Here is a 22,539-nt window from a genome sequence, read left to right as displayed (position 1 = left end):
TACATCAGTAGAGGCTTTTCTTTTAAAAACTTAATCTTTTAAGACACTTTATCACCTGGTTTAGCGCCAGACTCAGGTGAAATTACCCAAACTCCTTCGCCATTGCCCGCTGCAAGCACCATACCGTTTGAAATACCAAAACGCATTTTGCGTGGTGCAAGGTTCGCCACCAACACAACAAGTTTATCTTTCAGGTCTTCAGGTGCATAAAACTCACGAATACCGCTAAATACGTTACGTGGTTCAGCTTCGCCTGCATCTAAAGTCAGTTGAAGAAGTTTATCCGAACCTTCAACCGTTGCAGCTTCCAATACTTTAGCTACACGTAGGTCGATCTTGATAAAATCTTCAATACCAATGATTTCAGCTTCACCAATTTTTGGTTCAGCTTTTTTCTCTTTGGCTTTTTCTTTTTTCTTTTCCGCTTTTACAGGTTCAGCCGCAGGCGCACCTAAAGACTCTTTCGATTCATCCACCATCGCTGCAACTGCTTTAGGGTCAACACGTTGCATTAAGGCTTGGAACGCTGCAATTTCATGACCTGTCAAAATCGTTTTACGTGATTCAAAGTTGAAGCTGTCGAGTTTCAAGAATGCCTGAACTTGATTTGCCAATTCAGGCAAGACTGGCGCAAGGTAAACAGCCAACTGACGGAACAGGTTAATCCCGACAGAGCAGACATCATGCACTTGCTGTTCTTGACCTTCTTGCTTTGCAAGCGCCCACGGTTTTTTCTCGTCGATGTATTGGTTGGCACGGTCAGCCAACGCCATGATTTCACGAATCGCCGCAGAAAATTCACGATCTTCATAGGCTTGAGCAATCGAATCACCCGCGTCAATAAAGCTTTGAACTAAATCTACTTCAGCACATTCGCTCGATAAGGTATCGTTAAATTTGGTGTTAATGAACTTGGCACAACGGCTGGCGATGTTCACCACTTTACCGACAAGGTCAGAGTTCACTTTTTGAATGAAATCATCCAAGTTTAAGTCTGAATCTTCAACTTTGTCGGAAAGTTTAGACGCGAAGTAATAACGCAAATATTCAGGGTTCAAGTGCTGTAAATACGTTTCAGCTTTAATGAATGTACCGCGTGATTTCGACATTTTCTGACCGTTGACTGTCAAGAAACCATTCACGAATAAACCTGTTGGAGTGCGGTAGTTTGCACCTTCAAGCATTGCAGGCCAGAACAGCGCGTGGAAGTAAACAATGTCTTTACCAATGAAGTGATAGACTTCATTTTCACTGTCTTTTTTCCAGTAGTCATCAAAGTTCAAATCTGGGCGTTTGGTTTTAATGTAGTTTTCAAAACTCGACATATAACCAATTGGCGCATCGACCCACACATAGAAATATTTGTTTGGTGCATCTGGAATTTCAAAACCGAAATACGGTGCATCACGCGAAATATCCCAGTCTGCCAAGCCTGCATCGAACCATTCATCGAGTTTGTTGGCAATTGAAACAGGTAGACGACCTTGGTCACGTGTCCATTTTTGTAGGTATTCTGAGAAGTTTGGCAACTTGAAGAAGTAATGGTCTGATGATTTCTCAACAGGGGTTGCACCGCTTAGCGTAGAGCGTGGATTTAACAATTCAGTGGCGTTGTAGGTGGTTCCGCAAACTTCACATGAGTCACCGTATTGGTCTTCGGCTTTACATTTCGGGCATGTGCCTTTAATAAAACGGTCAGACAGGAACATTTGTTTTTCTGGGTCAAACAACTGCGTCACAGGGCGAATCGCGATATTGCCTGCTTCACGGTTTTTGACATAAATTTCTTGAGAACGGGCTTTGTTGGTCGTGCTATGGGTTGAGTCATAGTGGTCAAAGCTAATGCCAAAACCTGCAAAATCACGTTCATGTTCTTTTTGTACATTAGCGATTTGCTGTTCTGGAGAAATGCCATTGGCTTCGGCACGTAGCATGATGGCAGTACCGTGAGCATCATCCGCACAGACATAAGTCACATCATGACCTAATGCACGCATGGCACGAACCCAAATATCCGCTTGGATATAACCGAGTAAGTGACCCATATGAATTGGACCATTGGCATAAGGAAGGGCATTGGTGACTAAAATTTTACGCACGGAAGTTGTTCTCTCATTCGTATTTACAAGCAAAAGATTGTACCTGAGCGCAGGAAAACAAAGCAACGCTTTGTCTGCGCATTTGGCGAGGGCAACGCTGAGTATATCGGAGTTTGGTTAATTGATAGGTGAATTCTTTTCAAATAAAACCGCATAGGAAACTTTTGCATGAAGATCGCTCTAATTTTTCAGATTACCAGTCATATTGATCATGGCTATCAAAAAAGCTGACTTAAACTTATCGGCAATTACAGTTACACTAGCCCTATTATCTTTCCTGTTGGAGTCACATATGTCTTGGTTTTCTTCATTAAAAGCAAAATTTGCCCCATCGCAAGAGGTCAAAGAAGAAGAAATCCAGAAAGTGCTCCAAAGTTACTGTTTGCCAAATTCTGAAAATTTACTCAAAGACCGCATTAGTCAGCTCAACTTGCAGGGTCAGATTTTACAACTCACCATCAATACCCATCCGAGCGAAGCTGAACAATTACAGCAAATCCATGATGAGCTTGCCGATGCCCTCGAAAAATGTGGCATTCAGGAACTCAATTTACATGTGATTCAGCAAAAAACAGGACAAGCCACATCGGGCGGTTGTGGCAGTCAGCAGCATGGTGAAGCAGGGCATAGCTGTTCATCGAAACCGAAACCGAAAGCGGAAGCAAGCAATTTACCCCCTGTGGTCGATGCTTCAGGTCAGGCAGCTCAAGCTGAACCCGCAGAAACAGATCCCAATAATCCACCGATTCAAAAGGCAGCCCCGCAACAACGCGATGTACCCAAACATCCACGAATTCAGCATGTGATCTTGGTATCTTCGGGCAAAGGTGGCGTTGGAAAATCAACCACGACTGTGAATTTGGCTTTGGGCTTGCAAAAACTGGGCTTAAAAGTCGGTGTGCTTGATGCTGACATTTACGGCCCAAGTATTCCAACTATGCTAGGCAATGCAGGGCAAACCCCACTGATTGAAAATGAACACTTTGTACCGTTAGAAGCGTATGGCATGCCTGTATTGTCGATTGGACATTTAACAGGAGATAACAATACGCCTGTCGCTTGGCGTGGGCCAAAAGCAACAGGTGCGTTAATGCAATTGTTCAACCAAACTTTGTGGCCAAATCTGGATGTACTCATGATCGACATGCCACCAGGTACAGGTGACATCCAGTTGACCTTGGCACAGCGTATTCCAGTGTCGGGCGCTGTGATTGTGACAACGCCGCAAAATGTAGCGCTACTTGATGCGACCAAGGGCATTGAACTGTTTAATCGCGTACAGATTCCAGTGCTAGGTGTGGTGGAAAATATGTCGACCCATATCTGCTCAAACTGTGGCTTTGAAGAACAGATTTTTGGACAGGGTGGTGGTGATCAACTCGCGGAACAATATGACATTCCACTGTTAGGTCGTTTACCGCTGAATGCCAAAATTCGGGAAAATGCCGATAAAGGTGAACCGAGTGTCGTGGCAAACGATGAAGCAGCCGATAGCTATCTGCAAATTGCCAATCAGCTTTTGCAATATATTGAAAAATTGCCAAAAGCAGATAAAGATCAAAACCGTATTTTTTAATGCTTAAGCCCGATGTTTCGCATCGGGCTTTTTTGTGGGGGATTCTGATATGCAACAACCGTTAATTATTCAAGGGGCGCTACCTGTTGAATGTGAATATCTTGCCCGTCAATTAACCCATGTCGAAAAGGAAACAGTGGGTGGCTGGGTGTTCTGGAAAGGACTTTATCAGGGCTTTCCGATCATTATTTCTAAAACACGAATGGGCATGACTAATTCTGCTGCTGCAACAGCGATTGCGATTTTAAAATATCAGCCTTGTGCGATTATCAATCAGGGAACTTCAGGTGGACATGATCCAGAGTTAAATGTATTTGATATCGTTTTGGGAAAGGCCGTTTGTAATATTGGTGCATTTAAAACGCCTAGACGTGCTCTAGGTGAAGGCTCTGACAGCTTAACTTGGATGGAGGCCTTCGATGTTTTACCTGAGGATGAAACAGATCCCGAACCGATTGCAATTCGTCATTTTCAGGCGGATGAAGGATTACTGAATGCTGCGCAGCAGGTAAAATCAACGTATACACAAGGCAAAGTGGTTGAAGGTATTATTGGTTCTGCGGATGTTTGGAACAATGAACTGGATCGGATAGCCTTTTTTCGAGAGACTTATGGAACAGTCACAGAAGAAATGGAAGGGGCTTCAGTTGCGCAGGTGGCAACGCAGTTTGCTGTGCCTTTTTTAGCCTTGCGAGTCGTGTCAAATAATCTAACCAATCAGCAAGGCTATGATGCTGCAACAGGGAAAGCCTGTCAGGACTTTGTTTTGAACGTGGTGATTGAATACTTGCAAGCTCGATCGTCTTAAAGCGGGCGTTGGTTTTTACGCCGATTCCAACTACGCAGCACACTCCAACGCCATAACAATTGAGTGGCAATATAGAGCACAATAGCGGTCACTAAAGCTTCAACGATTAATCCTGTCATTAAGATTTTTGTAAGACTAAAATCAATATGCCCATGTCCAAAATTTTCAATCCAATTGACAATCTGATGCATGACACCCATCAACATTGCTTGGTCGATCATGTGGACTTGAAAGATTTTTGTACCAATCCAAAAACCAATATATAAGATAGGAACGAGCGTAAATGGATTGCTCAGCCAAGCAAGAGCCAAGCTGACAGGTAGGTTAATTTCGAGCAACAAAACAGCTAAAACAATGAAAATACTATGAAAAGGGATAGGAAGTAGCCCGAAAAATGTACCAATAAAAATTGCTTTACAAATCGATTTACGATTGACATACCACAGTAACGGGTTTGCCGTATGCTTGCCAAATAATTTCATCATCTTCATGGATGAAACACGTTCAGGCGAAGGCAACCAAGACTGCAACAGTTGTTTAACCATAAATTCTCAAATTGAATTGATTTAACATCACTCAATATCTATATATTGGGTCATTTTCACTTTATGCAAACAAACTTAGCTAAAGCTTAATTGCAATCGACTTTGGTTTGATTTTGCAAAAGTCATGGAGTGAGCCAACAATTAAAATAGCATAAAATCATATCTGATTGATCATTTTGATGATTTTAGATGATCAAACTAGTCGCCAATGGTCTAATTTAATATAAATAAAATAATAAAAATCAAAATATTGTGAACTTTATTTAAAAGTAGTTACAATTGTATTTTTGCCTTGATGGGCAAAATGCCATACTTTGAGCAGCGATCAACTTTGGAAGTCAGTGGATGATGTCTTGGTTATTTCTTGGTTCGGTAATTACAATTTTATTTACGCCTGGCCCAACCAACACGTTGTTAGCATCTTCAGGTGTGCGTGTAGGTTTAAAAACATCATTAAAACTCATTCCCGCAGAAACTTTAGGATATTTGATTGCGATTACCGCATGGGGGCTCATGATTGGCTTGGTTGAGCAACGTCTGCCTGTGCTACCAAAGTTATTACAACTACTCAGCGCCAGTTATATGTTGTATTTGGCAATAAAACTCTGGAAAACAGCCAAGCAAGATCTGAATATGCAGCAAAGCTTAATTTCGCCACATGAGCTCTTGGTTGCAACCTTATTTAATCCCAAAGGTTTAGTATTTGCATCGGTCATTTTCCCAAAAGCTGCATGGCATTATATTTCAGTTTATTTGAGTCATATGAGCCTGTTTTTGTTATTACTAGCACCGATTGCATTATGCTGGATTATGCTCGGAACGTATTTAACTAAAAATAAAATTTCATGGTTGAATCCATGTAACTTGCAGCGAACCGCCTCTGTGATGTTGATGTCCTTTTCAATCCCACTCAGCTATTCGGCATTGATTCGTCTATATTGATCATGGTCAAAAAGCTGAATTTCAGTTAAAGTACAACCCAATTAAAGATTGATTTGTGATTTTGGAATAGCTACATGGCCATTAAGTCTGATCGTTGGATTCGCGAAATGAGTGAGCAACACGGTATGATTGAACCGTTTGCACCGAATCAGGTTCGCTATAATGAACAGGGTGAGAAACTGATTTCTTACGGTGTTTCTAGTTATGGTTATGATGTTCGCTGTGCACGCGAATTTAAAGTCTTTACCAATGTACACTCTGCAATTGTTGATCCTAAAAACTTTGATGACAAAAGTTTTATCGATATTGAATCTGATGTTTGTATCATTCCGCCAAACTCTTTTGCATTGGCACGTACGGTTGAGTACTTCCGTATTCCACGTAATGTATTGACCGTCTGTCTAGGTAAATCAACCTATGCACGCTGCGGTATTATTGTGAATGTGACACCGCTTGAGCCTGAATGGGAAGGGCACGTGACTTTGGAATTTTCAAACACCACTAATTTACCAGCACGTATTTATGCAGGTGAAGGCGTTGCGCAAATGCTGTTCTTTGAATCAGATGAAGTCTGTGAAACCTCTTATAAAGATCGTGGTGGTAAATACCAAGGTCAGCAAGGCGTAACATTGCCGAAGGCTTAATCAAGCGCACGAACAGTCGAATATAAAAAATCCCGCAAACTTGCGGGATTTTTTTATGCGGCCAAATTAGCCTTTGAGTTTTGCAAGAAGTTCATCTTTGCTGATATTGATTGATTCAGCATCGCGACGACCTTTATATTCAAAAGTGCCTGCTTCAAGACCTTTTTCACCAATCACAATACGATGTGGAATACCCATTAACTCAAGGTCAGAGAATTTTACGCCTGGGCGTTCATTACGATCATCGAGTAACACATCAAAACCTTGTGCTTGTAATTCAGCATAAAGTGTTTCAGCGGCTTCTAGTGTGCGTGGTGATTTGTGTGCATTCATTGGCACAATCGCAACTTCAAATGGTGCAATCGCTGACGGCCAAAGGATGCCTTTTTCATCGTAGTTCTGTTCAATGGCAGATGCGACAACACGCGTTACACCAATACCATAACAACCCATGGTGACGGTTAATGGTTTACCATCTTCACCCAGAACTTTACAGCCTAAGGCTTCAGAGTATTTTTGACCTAACTGGAAGATGTGACCCACTTCAATACCGCGTTTGATTTGTAGAACGCCTTTACCATCTGGAGATGGATCGCCGTCAACGACATTACGAAGGTCATAGACTTCACTGATTTGCGCATCACGTTCCCAGTTTACACCAGTCGCATGGTGATCAACTTGGTTTGCGCCTGCAACAAAGTCAGACAGTACTGATGCAGCACGGTCAACAATAACCGTTAAGCCTTTTTCAACTAAGCCTTGTGGGCCTGTGAAACCTGCAGTTAAACCATATTGCTGTAATTGAGCTTCAGTGGCAAACGTTAGTGGAGCAGCAATTTGTGGATGCTTTTCAGCTTTAATTTCATTGAGTTCATGATCGCCGCGAAGGAATAATACAACGACAGGAACATTGCCATCTTCTTGTGCAACACCTTGAACCAAAAGTGCTTTCACAGAGTCTTTTGGATCAGATTTTAAGAATGCGCAAACATCAGCAATGGTTTTTGTATTCGGTGTTTCGACAACTTGAAGTTCTTGAGCGGGTGCTTGACGTTCACCGACTAAAACAGCTTCCGCTTTTTCAACATTGGCTGCGTAATCAGATTCAGTTGAGAATACGATATCGTCTTCGCCACTGTCTGCAAGTACGTGGAATTCGTGAGAACCTGAACCACCAATTGAACCTGTATCGGCTTGTACTGGGCGGAAATTCAAACCTAAGCGTGTGAAGATACGGCAATAGGTGTCGTACATCACATCATAAGTTTCTTGAAGAGAGGCTTGATCCACATGGAATGAATATGCATCTTTCATAATGAATTCACGTGAACGCATGACCCCGAAACGTGGGCGAATTTCATCACGGAATTTGGTTTGAATTTGATAGAAGTTAATTGGTAGTTGCTTATAACTTTTGAGTTCATTGCGCGCCAAATCGGTGATGACTTCTTCATGCGTTGGGCCAAGCACAAACGGATTATCATGGCGGTCTTTGAAGCGTAGAAGTTCAGGGCCGTATTGCACATAACGACCAGACTCTTCCCATAGGCTTGCGGGTTGAGTGACAGGCATAAACACTTCTAAAGAACCAGAGCGATTCATTTCTTCACGAACAATCGCTTCAACTTTATTTAGCACACGTTTACCCATGGGCAACCAAGTGTATAAACCTGATGCCAATTTACGAATCATGCCTGCTCGAAGCATAAGTTGGTGCGAAATAACTTCCGCATCGTTTGGGGTTTCTCTTAACGTTGCAAATAAAAAGCGACTCGCGCGCATGGAGGTTGTCCTAGTACTTTAAAAGTTGAAAAAATTATACGATAAAAACACTTCAAAAAATTGAAGCATTTTAGCTGCAAAATTATGACATGGATTGTGCTGAATTATTCCATTAATTTGAGACGGGAAATGATTCGATCGTATTTTAACTGTGTTTCTCGATAGTTGTTTTGCAAATTCAAGATCGTACTTTTACTGCGCTCAATACTATTGTCATTTTGTTTGAGCTGATTTTTTAAAGTAGGAGGGACAGACTTGCCTTGTCGAACATATTCTTGTTCAGCTCGACGTAAATTCAGTTGATCGGTGTAAATCTCTTTTGCTTGACGTTGTTGAATCCCGATTTGGGTTTTGATAGATTGAAGTGCTTCTTGTTTTTTGAGTTCTGCTGTGCGGCTTGAGGTATAAGCTTGTTTTAAGCGTTGATCAGTTTCACGTTGCTTAGATTGTATAGCGTGAGATTGTGCGCTTTGTTGGGTTCTTTCTGAACTGAATGCAGGGACATGGCGCAAGACTTGCATTCGACGGTCGAGGACATCATATCCTCTACGGATGTGTGCGGGTGAAACAGATGAGCTGATGGTTGCTACACCATTGTTGTCGTAATAGCGATACCAAGCAGGCGTTGGTGTTGAATCATCCGCAAAAAGTGTTGGGGAGCTAAGGCAACATATAACAATACAGGCGATTATTTTCATCAACTTTCGCTGTTTAAAATTCATGTGGTCCCCAAACGTTGAGAAAAATAATCAGATTTTTGTCAATTCAGCTCATATTATCCGCTAAGCATTTTACACCACTCAAGACTAATTTAAGTTTTTCACGAAAAAAAAGTAGACTATTCCTCTAAAAATTAATACTTTGTTATCTTGGTCAATAAAAATGGGTAAAGTAGCAGAAAAGCTTCGTTGAAAAAGCAATGAAATAGATGTTTAATATCTGTAAATAACTGTGAAAAACCCATCTAAATACTGCGATTTTCATTGTTTCAATGGGAAGGGATCATTAAATGCAAGAAGATAACCCAAAAAATTTAAAAGTTATGGTAATTGATGATTCAAAAACCATTCGTCGTACAGCTGAAACACTTTTACAACGTGAAGGATATGATGTTGTGACTGCGGTAGATGGATTTGAAGCATTATCAAAAATTGCTGAAACGAATCCAGATATTGTATTTGTCGATATCATGATGCCACGTCTAGATGGTTATCAAACCTGTGCTTTAATCAAAAATTCACAACAATATCAGAATATTCCAATTATCATGCTATCGAGTAAAGATAGCTTGTTTGATCAGGCAAAAGGTCGTATTGTTGGGTCAGATCAATATCTGACTAAACCATTTAGTAAAGATGAATTGATTGATGCAATTCGTACACACGTTGCATAAGTGTTTTGGGAAAATTAAAGAATGGCACGTATTTTAATCGTAGATGACTCTCCTACAGAAACTTTTCGTTTTAAAGAGATTCTCACTAAACATGGCTATGAAGTGCTTGATGCAAGCAATGGTGCAGATGGAGTAACACTTGCTGAATCTGCACTCCCTGATCTGATTCTCATGGATGTTGTAATGCCGGGAGTGAATGGTTTTCAGGCAACTCGTCAAATTACACGAGGGGAAAAAACCAAACATATCCCAATTATTATTGTAAGTACAAAAGATCAGGCGACTGACCGTGTTTGGGGAAAACGTCAAGGTGCGCGCGATTATTTAACAAAACCTGTGGAAGAACAAGCATTAATCGATGTGATCAAACAGTATCTTAATGCAGGATAAGCTATGGCAGCAAACGGTTTTATCGAATTACTTCGCTTAGCAAAACGAGGAAATAAGAACTATACCTCAAGCGAAAATGAAGTAAATCGATGGTCAGGCATTGCGTTTGAAATCTTGGGGCAATATTTCGTTGCTCCACTCGGTGAAGTATCCGAAGTTATTTATTATCCACACTATACCACCATCCCGAATAGCCAGTCATGGCTAAAGGGATTGGCAAATATTCGTGGTCGACTTCTATCGATTACTGATTTACCAGAATACTTTTCGGGTGAAGCAAGTCGTAATCCAAGCCAACAAAAAGTACTATGTATTAGTCATCAAGATCAATATTTAGGATTGGCCGTAGATCAAGTACTTGGTATTCAGCACTTTAACAAAAGAAGCTTCTTTTCGAGTAATCGATCTTTAGATCAACGACTACAAAAATACTGCCAAGGCTATTTTAGCCAGCATCAACGAGATTGGAACGTTTTCTTATTCAGCCGTATGCTGAAAGATACCGAATATATGAATGCCGCGATCAAGTAATAAATGATTACATCGCCTAAATATTGCGATTCTGGGGAGAAGCTGGATGGGCTTTTTTGATAAATTAAAGGGTGCAACAGACCAAGTCAGTACAACAAATAGTGACGGTTTCGTTGGTAAAATTAGAAACACGCTAGATGCAACATCGGAAACCTTTGGTGACCGTGATCGTGCAAAACCATTTATTCAAATGGGTCTGGTTTGCGCAGTTGTGTCTTTTGTACTACTGTTGGTTTTGGCATACAGTGTGCCACGTAACAAAACCTTGACGGAAAGTCTGGGTGATTTACGTTTGTTATCTCAGATGATTTCCCGTCAAGCAACTGAAGCAACGGCTTCAGGCTCAGATGAATCGATTAAAAAATTAAAGACACTACAGCAGCAATTTAACGCCAGTTTAGCAAGCCTTAAAACAGTGCATAGTAGTGCTGATAATTTGAAAAAGGTTGATGCTGAATGGACGCTAACCTCTAAAAATATTGATACCATTGTTCAAAATGAGAAAATTTTGAACCAGTTATATGATACGAACGTTGCGATTAGTCAGGTCGTTCCTGGTATGCAGGCTGAATATAACTCTGTTGTAGATCAAATGGTTCGTAGTAATATGCCTGCAGGTCAAGTAATTATTGCGAAAAACCAAGTCTTTATTGCAGAACGTATTTTACGTTCGATTGATGCGATTTTATCGGTTTCGGATACAGCAAAAGAATCTGCAAATGACTTTAAAACAGATGCTGATACTTTTGGTAAATATTTGAATGCACAGCTCAATGGTAGTGTTGAATTAGGTGTTGCTCGTGTTGAAGACCCAGATTTACGTGATCAGTTAACAGAAATTCAAGCTGAATATGATCAGGTTATTAAGACAGGTGCAGCAGTTCTTTATAAAAACTCTGCAAAAGTTGCAGCTGTACAAAAGTCTACAGCACAGATTTTTAACCAGTCAGGTGAACTTTTAGCAGCATTAAACAAGCTCTCTAGTACAGCAACAGCAACTATTTATTTTGCATTCCTGTTAATTATCAGCTTTGTTGGCTTCTTGTACTGTGCGTATCGCTTATTAAGCCTTCGTGGTCAAGCTGATAAAGTACGTATGGAAAGCTTACAAGAAGAATATGACCGTAACCAAAACGCGATTTTACGTTTACTGGATGAAATTGCAGACTTGGCGGATGGTGACTTACGTAGTTACGCAACGGTATCTGAAGACTTCACAGGGGCAATCGCCGACTCCATTAACTTTGCGATCGACCAGTTACGTGACTTGGTATCTCGAATTAATGATACATCTCAAGAAGTTGCACGTTACTCACAAGATACTCAACATATTACTAACCAGTTGGCAGAAGCATCTGAGCATCAGGCACAAGAGATTGCAGGTGCATCTGCAGCGATGAACGAAATGGCATTGTCAATTGACCAAGTATCTGCCAACGCAACAGAGTCAGCGGGTGTAGCACAGCGTTCGGTTGTTATTGCTGCCAATGGTGCTGATGTCGTACATCGTTCAATCGAAGGTATGGACAATATTCGTGAACAGATTCAGGAAACATCAAAACGTATTAAACGTTTGGGTGAATCTTCACAAGAGATTGGTAACATCGTCTCGTTAATTAACGATATTGCTGACCAAACAAACATCTTGGCATTGAACGCAGCAATTCAGGCATCTATGGCGGGTGAGGCAGGTCGTGGTTTCGCAGTTGTTGCCGACGAAGTACAGCGTCTTGCGGAACGTTCTGCATCTGCAACTAAACAGATTGAAAACCTTGTAAAAACCATTCAGGCCGATACTAACGAAGCCGTTATCTCGATGGAACATACCACTGCCGAGGTTGTACGTGGTGCGAACTTGGCCAAGGATGCGGGTGTTGCCTTGGATGAAATTCAAAACGTATCGAGAGCATTGGCACAGTTGATTGATAACATTTCTAATGCTGCTCAGCTACAGTCTGCATCTGCAAGTCATATTGCAAATACGATGAACGTTGTACAAGACATTACATCACAGACAACGACAGCAACCTTCGATACAGCGCGATCAGTCTCTGAATTGGCAAATATGGCGGAATCACTTCGTGAATCTGTAACTGACTTTAAGTTGCCAGAATAACTTAGATCTGTCGAAAGAGCTTTTTATTCTAGAATGAAAAGCTCTTGGAGCAACCGCAGTAGCTAGATTGTTCTAGCTTGCGCTCAACAATATCAAGCTAAACAGAAGAAGTTTGAGCGATGAAAGAAATACTAAAAAATTTAGTAACAACGATCTCGTTGCCTGAAGATACTTATTTAGACCAAGATGCTGAAATTTTGGATATCTTTGTTGAAGAGCTTCAGGATATCTTGGCTGAGTTTGAGCATCTCTTTCCATTATGGCTAGCAGATGCCGATAATGAACAATATTTAAAAGACATTCGCCGTTATTTTCATACTTTGAAAGGGTCTGGGCGGATGGTTGGGGCGTATCAGGCTGGTGAGCTAGCTTGGACAACTGAAGACTTATTAAATCGAGTAATTGCGAAAAGCGTTGATTTTTCTGCGCAGGTTCAGCAGTTCGCATTGGCATGTTTTCGGGTTTTTCAATATAAGCTTTACCCATTATTGCAACAGCAACAAGCATTAACTCTGGATTTGCGTCCATTGGTGTTATTGGGGCAGCAGTTACAGCAACAGCAAACACCTGATGCAGCTTTGCATGATTTGCTTATGGTGACTGCAAATCTGAGCAATGAAGCTGATGTGACTGGGCTTGAGTTGATTGATATTGAGCAACCAATAGAGGTTACTGTTGATATTGCGACACCTGAGCTTGTACCTGTCGAGCAGCCTGTAGTAGTGCCTACAGTGGTTGCAAAAGAAGAGCTAGTATTGTCAGAAACATTGGCAATTTATCTTGAAGAAGCGCTTGAACATCTTGAAACAATTAATCATTTCTTAAAACAGCTAGATCCATCTGCAAAACAGACAGATGCATTGATTCGTGCACTGCATACTCTTAAGGGTAGTTCAGGCATGGCACATATTGAGCCTATTTTTCAGGCGAGTGCGAATGTCGAACATGCTTTAAAAGCCCATTTGCAGGAAGAGAAATCATTAACTGATGCTGAAAATGATTTATTGGCAAGTTTTTCAGACTTCATTACAGTCTATTTAGCTGATTTGACACCTGAAGGGTCAGAACAAGGTCAGCAGGCTGCTGAAGAATTCGCTCAAATTTGGAATAATTATCAAGAAAATCAAGAACAAAGCAGACAGGAATTTAGTGTCAGTGGTCTGATTAATGATATTATGGCTTTGAATATTGATCATTTGTTGGATGCTGAGCATGACTTTGAAAAGTCTGTTCAAGATGATACAGCAATATATCTAGATCAATTAATTCATGAGTCTGCAATTTTAAGTGAACATACAGAGAAGTTTTCAACGCTTGCTCTGCACCAGCTTGCAGACAAACTGAAGTCATGTTATCAAAAATTGCAAGATAAGCGTTGGTTACTCGATTCAGATTATACATTTGAATTGTTTGATCATGCCCATCAGGAATTGATTCATTATTTTGACTTGTTAGCAACAGGTCAAACTGTTTATCTGTCAGGTCAAACAGAGCATGTTCTGAGTGACTTGTTAGACTGGATGAATCAAGTTCAAGAACAGGCAGAAACAACTGAAGCGGGCTTAGATGTTGCCAGTTATGTTCAGCGTTTGTTGCAAGATCAGCAAGGCGATGCAATTGTACTTGATGATCAAGATTTGGTCGATGTATTCCTCGATGAAGCAGATGATCTCTTAAGACAAATCGATCATTCATTTAATGTATATCAAGAAGAGCCAACACATCTAAAAGCACTGAATCATTTAATGCGATATTTACATACCTTAAAAGGTGGTGCAAATATGATTCAGGCGAAGAATATTGGTCTGATTGCGCATGAATTGGAAACAATCTTCGAGCGTTTGATTAATCAGCAATTACAGACATCACCAAAATTGGTCGCAGTATTGCGTTTGGTTCTTGATGCAATGGCTGATCGTATTGATGTGGTACGTGAATCACAGCAAGATTATGCATCAACCGCAACACTCAAAGTTTTGCATGAATTATTGCAGCCATCGATTGATCAAGTACATCAACCATTGATTACTCAAGCACCTGAGTCAGTGATTCCTGTTGACTTAATTACAGTGGAGACAGCTTTACCTGTGGCTGTTGAACCTGTGACAACCCATCTGAGTGATCCAATCAGCCGTGTTGCGCAACGTATTTTCAGCGATCATTTGGCTGTCGAAAGTGCACAGGCAGTGGTCTTACCTGATGCTGACCTGACTTCAATCTTCCTTGATGAAGCTGAAGATTTGTTGGTACAGCTTGATCATGATTTTAATGCTTATTTACAAGAAAATCATAAGCCAGAATATTTGAATGTTTTAATGCGTCATTTGCATACCTTAAAAGGTGGTGCAAATATGATACAAGCATCGCAAATAGGTTTGATTGCGCATGAGTTAGAAACAGTATATGAAAAGCTGATTCATCAGCAACTTCAACCTACAGAATATCTACTGGCAGTTTTGCGTTTGGCTCAAGACCAGATTGCTGAACGTGTTGAAGTGATTCAACAAAAAGGGATTGATTATCCTGCGACAGCAACATTGCAAGTTTTACATGAGCTTGCAACAGTTGAATCTGAATCTACTCAAGCAGTAGTGCAGAATGAAGTTGCTGCAGTACGTGAAGTTGAGCCTGTTGAATCAGAAGATGCTGAATTGCAAGCCATGATTCATCAAAGCTTCCTTGAAGAAACTCAAGAGCTTATTCAGCGAATTCGTGCTCAGTTGCAGGCGTGGTTTGATGACCGTACTAACCGTAGTTTATTGCTTCAGTTACAACGTGATACGCATACCATTAAAGGTGCTGCACGTATGGCAGGCATACAGCCTGTCATTGACATTACAACAGCATTAGAAAATACATTTGAACAATTTGCATTGCGTCAATTTAGCTCAAATGTATATGACAATTTATTGTTGAATACGGTTGCATGGTTACAAATTTCAATTCATGCAAATCAATATGATGATGTTGAACCATTAAAACGTCAGCTTGCAACGATTGAGTTTATTGATTTGTCTGCGCAGTTACCACAACAGGTTGCAGGTCAATTTGATACAGCGATTAGTAGCTTCGCTGGCTTTGTTGAAGGGGATGGTACAGAGCCTCCTTCAATGCTTGGTGAGTGGGATACAGAAAGCACGACAGATCAAAGCAATGAGATGATTCGTATTTCTGCTGGTCTAGTTGAGAAGATGATCAACTTGACGGGTGAAAATGCGATTAACCGTTCGCGTATTGAAATGGGAATCAGCCAATTCACCACGACATTAAATGAAATGGAATTGGCAATTCAGCGTTTATCTGATCAGTTGCGCCGAATGGAAGGCGAACTTGAGACGCAAATTATTGCTAAACATGGCATGGAAAATTCGCGTTATGCTGACTTTGACCCATTGGAAATGGACCAATATTCGTCATTGAACCAGTTATCTAAATCGCTTGCCGAATCTGCTTCGGATTTGATTGACTTTAAAGTTACCCTTGCAGATAAAGTTCGTGATGCGGAAGCTTTGCTGTTACAACAATCTCGTATTCAGGCAGAAATGCAAGATGGCTTGATGCGTGTACGACTTGTACCATTCTCGCGTATTGTCAGCCGTTTACAACGTTTAGTTCGTCAAACCTCATCGACCTTGAATCGTGCGGTCAATCTGAATTTGGTCAATCAAGATGCCGAGCTTGACCGTAGTATTCTTGAGCGTTTGGTTACGCCATTAGAGCATATGCTACGTAATGCAATTGACCATGGTATTGAATCAGGTGAAGAGCGTCTTGCAGCACGTAAACCTGAAGCTGGTCGTATTGAAATTGAAATCAGTCGTCAAGGTTCAGACATTATTGTTGAAGTGCGTGATGATGGTCGTGGTATTGATCCAAGCAAGATTGAAAATAAAGCACGTCAATTAGGCTTAATCAGTGCTGATCACAACTTAACTCAGCAAGAAATTTTACAGTACATTTTCCATTCAGGCTTAACCACCGCAAAAGCTGTAACTCAGATTTCGGGTCGTGGTGTTGGTCTAGATGTTGTACAAAGTGAAATTAAGACATTAGGTGGTCACGTTTCTATTCGTTCTGAACAAGGACGTGGTTCAACCTTTGTTATTCGTGTACCAACGACTGTAGCGGTGAGTGATGCCTTGATGGTAAAAGTCGCTGATCAGCAATTTGCGATTCCATTGACTCAGATTGAACGTATTGTTCGAATTTCACCGCAAGCTTTGGCGGATTACTTTGAAAGTAATGACGAAGTGTTTGGTATTGATGGTCAAAAATATAAGCTGCGCTATGTATCGGAGTTTGTGGGCTATCAACCTCAGCCGCGTTTAGCCAATATTGGGCATTCACTCCCTGTATTATTAATTAAAGGGAATAACAACCAAACTGTTGCGCTATTGGTCGATCAGTTGATCGGTTCTCGTGCACAGATTGTTGTAAAACCATTAGGACAGCAGCTAGCGAAAATTGATGCAATTGGTGGTGCAACCATTTTGGGTGATGGTCAGGTATGTTTGATTCTAGATGGTCATAATATTGCCCGCCGTATTCAAAGTACACAACGTACGACAGCATTGACTGAACAGCGTCGTGATACTGCGAAAGCTACCCGTGCTCGTCAATTGGTGATGATTGTCGATGACTCTGTGACCGTACGTAAGGTAACTTCGCGCTTATTAGAACGTCATGGTTATGATGTGGTGACTGCTAAAGATGGTGTCGATGCAATTGAGCAAATTGAGCATATCAAACCAGATGTAATGTTGCTCGATATTGAAATGCCACGAATGGATGGTTTCGAAGTAACCAATACGTTACGTCACCATTCAATTTATCGAGATTTACCAATCATCATGATTACATCACGTACAGGTGAAAAACACCGTGAGCGTGCATTTAGCTTGGGCGTAACGCACTATATGGGTAAACCATTCCAAGAAGCAGATTTGCTCCAGCATATTGAGCAAGTTTTGGAAAAGGCTTGAGGATAATCACGAATGAATACTGAACGTGTACATGAAATTGACCAACAAGAATTACAGCACTTAATTTCTGTTTCAACAGGATTTATTGATGCTTATATTATTGAGTGTTATAACCAAGTGCCGATGCTGATTCCTCAAAATATTGTATTGTCTGCACAAAACAGTCCAACACAGGTCAATGCTCTGACATGGCATGAGGTGGATCTACCTGTTTATTCAATTCATAACCCGAATGTAAAAGATGGAATTGCTTTGATTATCGAAGGAGAGGAAATTACGCAGCGTTTTGCATTGCTGTGTAATGAAATGCCACAAGGTATTCGCCTACGTATTTCTGAGGTTGTAGATGATGATCGCCCTGTCGATGACGTGAAAGTCTTTCAGTATGTGGTCTCTGAAGGTAAACAGTACCAGATTCCGAACTTGGTCGAGATTCAGCGTGCCTTAGGTATAACGATCTAGTCTGCATGTGATTTCAAAAAGAAGCCTTCATACGTGAAGGCTTCTTTCATTTTTAGGCAAGAAGTTGCACTAAAATTTCTTCATAGATATGAGCAAGAGGCTCAAGATCATCAACATTGACATGCTCATTGACTTGGTGAATTGTTGCATTCAAAACGCCTAATTCAAGAACTTGTGCACCTGTTGGTGCAATAAAGCGACCATCTGAAGTACCGCCACTGGTCGAAAGTTCAGTTTCAATTCCACAGACATGACGAATAGCATGTTGTGTTGCTTGAACCAACTCACCAACTGGCGTTAAAAATGGTAAGCCTGAGAGTGTCCATTGAATATCAAATGTCAGACCATGCTTGTTGAGGATCTCAATTACACGCGCCTGTAACTGCTCAGCAGTGACTTCAGTACAATAGCGGAAATTGAAAGTTACAGTTAATGTGCCAGGAATGACATTGGTTGCACCAGTGCCTGCATGAATATTGGAGATTTGAAAAGATGTTGCAGGGAAGTATTCATTGCCATGATCCCAAACAGTCGTACATAGTTCATTAATCGCAGCAGATGCTTGATGGATTGGGTTGTTGGCAAGGTGAGGGTAGGCAACATGACCTTGCTTACCTTGAATGGTGAGTACAGCATTGAGTGAACCGCGGCGACCATTTTTAACAATATCTCCAAGGCGATGCGTACTTGATGGTTCACCGACCAAACACCATTTCAGTTTTTCTTGGCGAGCTTCTAAGGTTTCAATCACTTTCACTGTGCCATTAATTGCAGGGCCTTCTTCATCAGAAGTAATCAAATAAGCAATTGAGCCTTTGTGATCAGGGTATTTGGCAACAAAGCGTTCCGTTGCCACGACCATCGCAGCTAGGGCTGTTTTCATGTCAGCACTACCGCGCCCATACAGTTTCCCATCTTTAATTTCAGGCTGAAATGGTTGAGTTTTCCAATCATCTAAGTTACCTGTAGGTACGACATCAGTATGTCCTGCAAAACAAAATACAGGTTCTGTTGTGCCACGACGTGCCCATAGATTGTCAACATCGCCAAAACGCATAGGTTCGATATTAAAACCAGCATTTGCAAGGCGTTCTGCCATGATGTTTTGGCAATTGTGATCAACGGGTGTGACTGAGGGTTGGCGTAAAAGTTGTAAACTAAGATCGAGAGTTTCAGAGGTAGACATAAGCAGCAGGAATATAACAGGCTAGAATTTGCTGATTATGATAGGGGAAACGTTGTCATAAAAAAACCTTATCGGAAAGATAAGGTTTTTTAAGAACTGGATATTCAGTAAAATTACATTTTTTCTTGCGTTTTCGTTGCGGTATCCGATACAGCATGACCTGCTGTTGATACATCCTGACCAACCCCACGCACAGTATTACAACCTGTAAGAACAACAGCAAGAGCGATTGAAGCAAATAGAATTTTTTTCATTAAGAGTCTCCAAGGTTACATTTTTTGTTAATGTAGACTCAGCATAAACAAGCCAGATTGGAAAAAGTATTGATGTTTAACACTTAAAATGTAATTCATTGTAGCATTTGTATACAAAATCAATGAGCGCAGGTTGGCGATACATATAAGACTGCTGTGAGCTAAAATCATAATAAAGATCATTACACCACCAAATTGCAGGTGCAGATGTTGCTTGTGTATTCGGGCAAATCCATTCATGTCGTGTGAGATGATACATGGGCTGTTGGGGAATAGTATGCCCCCATTTTCCTAAACGTCGAGCAGTTTGAATCCATGCTGGAATTGTAACTGCGGTAACATTTGGTAAAAATAATTGCCCTTTTAAAATAGCAAATTTCTGCTGAATATCGAGAGAGGATACATGTTCAAACTGAAATTGGCGCTCAGTAAAATGCCGTAGCTTCTTGAGAAAAGTATCATCACGATTTAAGCCATACCAATGAGGTAAAGTATAATCACCTTCTGCTAAATAGTATTTTAAAGCAACTTCCCAGTGTTCGATGCGTTGTGTTTGATGATTCAATAGCAGAAAGTCAAGTTCGCCTAAAGTTTTAGCCCCCTCGATTTGTTGTAGGCTATGTCCAATTACTTCATAGGGATGATAACGCTGCTCAGGGTTATCTTGTAGCCAGAACCAGAGCAGCATCTCAAAACGTAAACCGAGCCGTGTACTTTTAAGCTGTGCAAGAAACTGTAGTAATGGAGCAGGATTTTGGTCTAATTCTATTAGGCGCTCTTGATATTGCTGATAGTATTTTTGCCATAGTTCAGCAGGGTGTATTTCAAAAGCGTGTTGAATGTTTAATTCAGTGGGTAAATATTGAATTAAATTTGGGCTTGCAATTGTAAAAGCGAGTTGCCGTACACAAGGTTGTCGGAAGTTTAACCAAGGCTCGAAATAAGTCGTGGGTTGTGCAGAACAGGCAAGCATTAAAATTACACCAAACACCATGAAAACCTTATACTAGCATTGTTCATCTAAGCAGACTGTTGAATGAAAACATTGTTTTGGCGCATGCTGGTCATTATTTTCTTAGTATTAGCAATCATAGGTGCAATTTTACCAGGTGTGCCGACAACCGTTTTTCTAATTTTAGCAGCATGGGCAGCATCAAAAGGCTGGCCACAAGTCGATGCATGGTTACTCAAACATCCAAAATATGGCCCAACACTCCGTAATTGGCGTGAGCATGGAACTGTGCCACGTAAGGCGAAATATTGGGCATCGGGGATGATGTTCCTGAGTGGTATTATTATGCTGTTTACCAAAGCACCACTGTTAGTTAAATTATTTACGGATGTCACTATGCTGATCGTGGCGATTTGGTTGTGGCAAAGACCCGAACCCACTAAAAATTCTCTGAGAAAATAATGATACTTCCTGCTTCATTACACGATGCTGATATTTTAATTGACCTCAAAACCCAAACTTTACTTTTGCCAAAATTCAATAAGCAGTATTCAATTTCATCAGGGCTGAATGGTATTGGCGAAGCTGAAGACAGTGGTAAAACCCCTCGTGGTTGGCATCAAATTTCTGAAAAATTTGGACATAATTTACCAATTAATAGCGTTTTTATTGCCCGTCAAGCAACAGGCGAGGTTTTTTCAACAGAATATGCACAGCAGTTTCCTGAACGTGACTGGATTTTATCTCGAATTTTATGGCTCAAAGGTTTAGAAGCTGGATTTAATCTGGGTGAGGGCTGTGATACGTATCGCCGTTATATCTATATTCATGGAACTCCTGAGGATCAGCCCATGGGTATTGCGGCATCGCATGGCTGTATTCGGATGCGAAATCAGGATGTCATACAGGTGTTTGATCTCATCAATGAAGGCGCTTTGGTGTACTTATCGGAACATCAACTTGATCAACAAATTTATGATTCCCTTAAAATTTAATAATATAGATGCATAGAATTTATTCAAATCTGCCTCATTTTTCGAAAAATAACTTATTTTTTAATCATTCAGATACAAAAAGTGCGAAATGCATCGAAAAGCGTTTGACACTCCATAAAGATTCTCTATAATGCACCTCACAAACGATAAAGACGTTAAGGGCGCTTAGCTCAGTTGGTAGAGCGTCTGCCTTACAAGCAGAATGTCGGCGGTTCGATCCCGTCAGCGCCCACCAAGCCTTTACGTTAAGATCTTAGTGCAGCGGTAGTTCAGTTGGTTAGAATACCGGCCTGTCACGCCGGGGGTCGCGGGTTCGAGCCCCGTCCGCTGCGCCACTTTAGATCTTAATCATTGTTTGTACCCAAATGCGATATGCGTAAATGCAGCGGTAGTTCAGTTGGTTAGAATACCGGCCTGTCACGCCGGGGGTCGCGGGTTCGAGCCCCGTCCGCTGCGCCATTTACAAAAACGCTTTTGAGGGCGCTTAGCTCAGTTGGTAGAGCGTCTGCCTTACAAGCAGAATGTCGGCGGTTCGATCCCGTCAGCGCCCACCATATTCAACTTAAAAGTCTTGCGACTTGGCTTTTAGGTTTACCGTGCAGCGGTAGTTCAGTTGGTTAGAATACCGGCCTGTCACGCCGGGGGTCGCGGGTTCGAGCCCCGTCCGCTGCGCCATTTCTTAAGTCCACTCCCTATATAGGGCGCTTAGCTCAGTTGGTAGAGCGTCTGCCTTACAAGCAGAATGTCGGCGGTTCGATCCCGTCAGCGCCCACCATATTTCATCAAAATCTCTTTGATCATATACAATTCAGATTAAGCTTTGCTGATTGCTGATTGCTGATTGCTGATTGCTGATTGCTGATTGCTGATTGCTGATTGCTG

19 protein-coding genes and 6 tRNA genes are annotated in these 22,539 nt (G+C 41.2%); 18 read left to right on the top strand and 7 right to left on the bottom strand.

The window, feature by feature from the left end; all coding sequences use genetic code 11:
• Positions 1 to 38 precede the first annotated feature (38 nt).
• Positions 39 to 2,099 (bottom strand): methionine--tRNA ligase, encoded by a 2,061-nt coding sequence (gene metG / locus LVY74_RS15145; RefSeq protein WP_237815763.1) that lies wholly within the window; start codon positions 2,097 to 2,099, stop codon positions 39 to 41.
• Between the two features lie 292 nt (positions 2,100 to 2,391).
• Between metG and apbC the strand changes: the two genes are divergently transcribed.
• The gene (apbC, locus tag LVY74_RS15140; RefSeq protein WP_237815762.1) at positions 2,392 to 3,675 is read left to right on the top strand and encodes an iron-sulfur cluster carrier protein ApbC; all 1,284 of its coding nucleotides are present in this window, start codon (positions 2,392 to 2,394) and stop codon (positions 3,673 to 3,675) included.
• A gap of 49 nt (positions 3,676 to 3,724) precedes the next feature.
• Entirely contained in the window at positions 3,725 to 4,483 is a 759-nt protein-coding gene (locus tag LVY74_RS15135) for a 5'-methylthioadenosine/S-adenosylhomocysteine nucleosidase (RefSeq protein ID WP_237815761.1), read from the top strand.
• Here the strand turns inward: LVY74_RS15135 and LVY74_RS15130 are convergent.
• A complete protein-coding gene (locus LVY74_RS15130; protein ID WP_237815760.1) occupies positions 4,480 to 5,028 on the bottom strand; it encodes a DUF2062 domain-containing protein in 549 nt (182 codons plus the stop codon). The two genes, LVY74_RS15135 and LVY74_RS15130, sit on opposite strands and share 4 nt — an antisense overlap.
• Before the next feature lie 345 nt (positions 5,029 to 5,373).
• On the opposite strand from LVY74_RS15130, the gene LVY74_RS15125 reads away from it, so the two are divergent.
• Together LVY74_RS15125 and dcd are read left to right on the top strand one after the other, a co-directional pair.
• Complete coding sequence (locus LVY74_RS15125; protein WP_237815759.1) at positions 5,374 to 5,970, top strand: LysE family translocator; 597 nt, start codon at positions 5,374 to 5,376, stop codon at positions 5,968 to 5,970.
• Between the two features lie 74 nt (positions 5,971 to 6,044).
• The gene (dcd, locus tag LVY74_RS15120) at positions 6,045 to 6,614 is read left to right on the top strand and encodes a dCTP deaminase (RefSeq protein ID WP_151710448.1); all 570 of its coding nucleotides are present in this window, start codon (positions 6,045 to 6,047) and stop codon (positions 6,612 to 6,614) included.
• Between the two features lie 66 nt (positions 6,615 to 6,680).
• On the opposite strand, the gene LVY74_RS15115 is transcribed toward dcd, so the two are convergent.
• Positions 6,681 to 8,396 (bottom strand): proline--tRNA ligase, encoded by a 1,716-nt coding sequence (locus LVY74_RS15115; protein WP_237815758.1) that lies wholly within the window; start codon positions 8,394 to 8,396, stop codon positions 6,681 to 6,683.
• Between the two features lie 104 nt (positions 8,397 to 8,500).
• Complete coding sequence (locus tag LVY74_RS15110) at positions 8,501 to 9,118, bottom strand: hypothetical protein (RefSeq protein ID WP_237815757.1); 618 nt, start codon at positions 9,116 to 9,118, stop codon at positions 8,501 to 8,503.
• Positions 9,119 to 9,405: 287 nt separating this feature from the next.
• Here LVY74_RS15110 and pilG point away from each other — a divergent pair, with 287 nt between their 5' ends.
• The 6 genes from pilG (at position 9,406) to LVY74_RS15080 (ending at position 18,270) form a co-directional block, all read left to right on the top strand.
• Positions 9,406 to 9,789: a twitching motility response regulator PilG gene (gene pilG / locus LVY74_RS15105; protein WP_237815756.1), complete on the top strand. Its 384-nt coding sequence runs from the start codon at positions 9,406 to 9,408 to the stop codon at positions 9,787 to 9,789.
• A gap of 21 nt (positions 9,790 to 9,810) precedes the next feature.
• On the top strand, positions 9,811 to 10,179 hold the full coding sequence (locus LVY74_RS15100) for a response regulator (protein WP_151710452.1): 369 nt from the start codon (positions 9,811 to 9,813) through the stop codon (positions 10,177 to 10,179).
• A gap of 3 nt (positions 10,180 to 10,182) precedes the next feature.
• Complete coding sequence (locus LVY74_RS15095) at positions 10,183 to 10,710, top strand: chemotaxis protein CheW (protein ID WP_237815755.1); 528 nt, start codon at positions 10,183 to 10,185, stop codon at positions 10,708 to 10,710.
• A 46-nt stretch (positions 10,711 to 10,756) separates the two neighbouring features.
• Positions 10,757 to 12,826, top strand: coding sequence for a methyl-accepting chemotaxis protein (locus tag LVY74_RS15090; protein WP_237815754.1), 2,070 nt, complete (start codon positions 10,757 to 10,759; stop codon positions 12,824 to 12,826).
• A gap of 119 nt (positions 12,827 to 12,945) precedes the next feature.
• On the top strand, positions 12,946 to 17,808 hold the full coding sequence (locus tag LVY74_RS15085; protein ID WP_237815753.1) for an Hpt domain-containing protein: 4,863 nt from the start codon (positions 12,946 to 12,948) through the stop codon (positions 17,806 to 17,808).
• A gap of 12 nt (positions 17,809 to 17,820) precedes the next feature.
• Positions 17,821 to 18,270: a hypothetical protein gene (locus LVY74_RS15080; protein ID WP_237815752.1), complete on the top strand. Its 450-nt coding sequence runs from the start codon at positions 17,821 to 17,823 to the stop codon at positions 18,268 to 18,270.
• A 52-nt stretch (positions 18,271 to 18,322) separates the two neighbouring features.
• Here the strand turns inward: LVY74_RS15080 and dapE are convergent, their stop codons facing one another.
• From dapE to LVY74_RS15065, 3 genes are all read right to left on the bottom strand, one after another.
• Positions 18,323 to 19,456, bottom strand: coding sequence for a succinyl-diaminopimelate desuccinylase (dapE, locus tag LVY74_RS15075; RefSeq protein ID WP_237815751.1), 1,134 nt, complete (start codon positions 19,454 to 19,456; stop codon positions 18,323 to 18,325).
• A gap of 113 nt (positions 19,457 to 19,569) precedes the next feature.
• Entirely contained in the window at positions 19,570 to 19,710 is a 141-nt protein-coding gene (locus LVY74_RS15070) for an entericidin A/B family lipoprotein (RefSeq protein ID WP_151710458.1), read from the bottom strand.
• Positions 19,711 to 19,786: 76 nt separating this feature from the next.
• Positions 19,787 to 20,683 (bottom strand): DUF1853 family protein, encoded by an 897-nt coding sequence (locus LVY74_RS15065; protein ID WP_237815750.1) that lies wholly within the window; start codon positions 20,681 to 20,683, stop codon positions 19,787 to 19,789.
• 63 nt (positions 20,684 to 20,746) lie between these two features.
• Between LVY74_RS15065 and LVY74_RS15060 the strand changes: the two genes are divergently transcribed.
• The 8 genes from LVY74_RS15060 (at position 20,747) to LVY74_RS15025 (ending at position 22,432) form a co-directional block, all read left to right on the top strand.
• On the top strand, positions 20,747 to 21,124 hold the full coding sequence (locus tag LVY74_RS15060; RefSeq protein WP_237815749.1) for a YbaN family protein: 378 nt from the start codon (positions 20,747 to 20,749) through the stop codon (positions 21,122 to 21,124).
• A complete protein-coding gene (elsL, locus tag LVY74_RS15055; RefSeq protein ID WP_237815748.1) occupies positions 21,124 to 21,657 on the top strand; it encodes a cell wall-recycling L,D-carboxypeptidase ElsL in 534 nt (177 codons plus the stop codon). Before LVY74_RS15060 ends, elsL begins: the two co-directional genes overlap by 1 nt.
• A 159-nt stretch (positions 21,658 to 21,816) precedes the next feature.
• Positions 21,817 to 21,892: transfer RNA gene (locus LVY74_RS15050), tRNA-Val, on the top strand.
• Positions 21,893 to 21,915: 23 nt separating this feature from the next.
• Positions 21,916 to 21,992 (top strand) — tRNA-Asp (locus LVY74_RS15045).
• Between the two features lie 47 nt (positions 21,993 to 22,039).
• Positions 22,040 to 22,116, top strand: a tRNA-Asp gene (locus LVY74_RS15040).
• 19 nt (positions 22,117 to 22,135) lie between these two features.
• Positions 22,136 to 22,211, top strand: a tRNA-Val gene (locus LVY74_RS15035).
• Positions 22,212 to 22,255: 44 nt separating this feature from the next.
• Positions 22,256 to 22,332, top strand: a tRNA-Asp gene (locus LVY74_RS15030).
• 24 nt (positions 22,333 to 22,356) lie between these two features.
• Positions 22,357 to 22,432, top strand: a tRNA-Val gene (locus LVY74_RS15025).
• The last annotated feature ends 107 nt before the right edge of the window (positions 22,433 to 22,539 follow it).

It is taken from the genome of Acinetobacter sp. ME22, from assembly GCF_022012315.1.
Taxonomy (GTDB): Bacteria; Pseudomonadota; Gammaproteobacteria; order Pseudomonadales; family Moraxellaceae; genus Acinetobacter; species Acinetobacter brisouii_A.
This window is presented reverse-complemented; position numbering and strand designations above follow the sequence as displayed.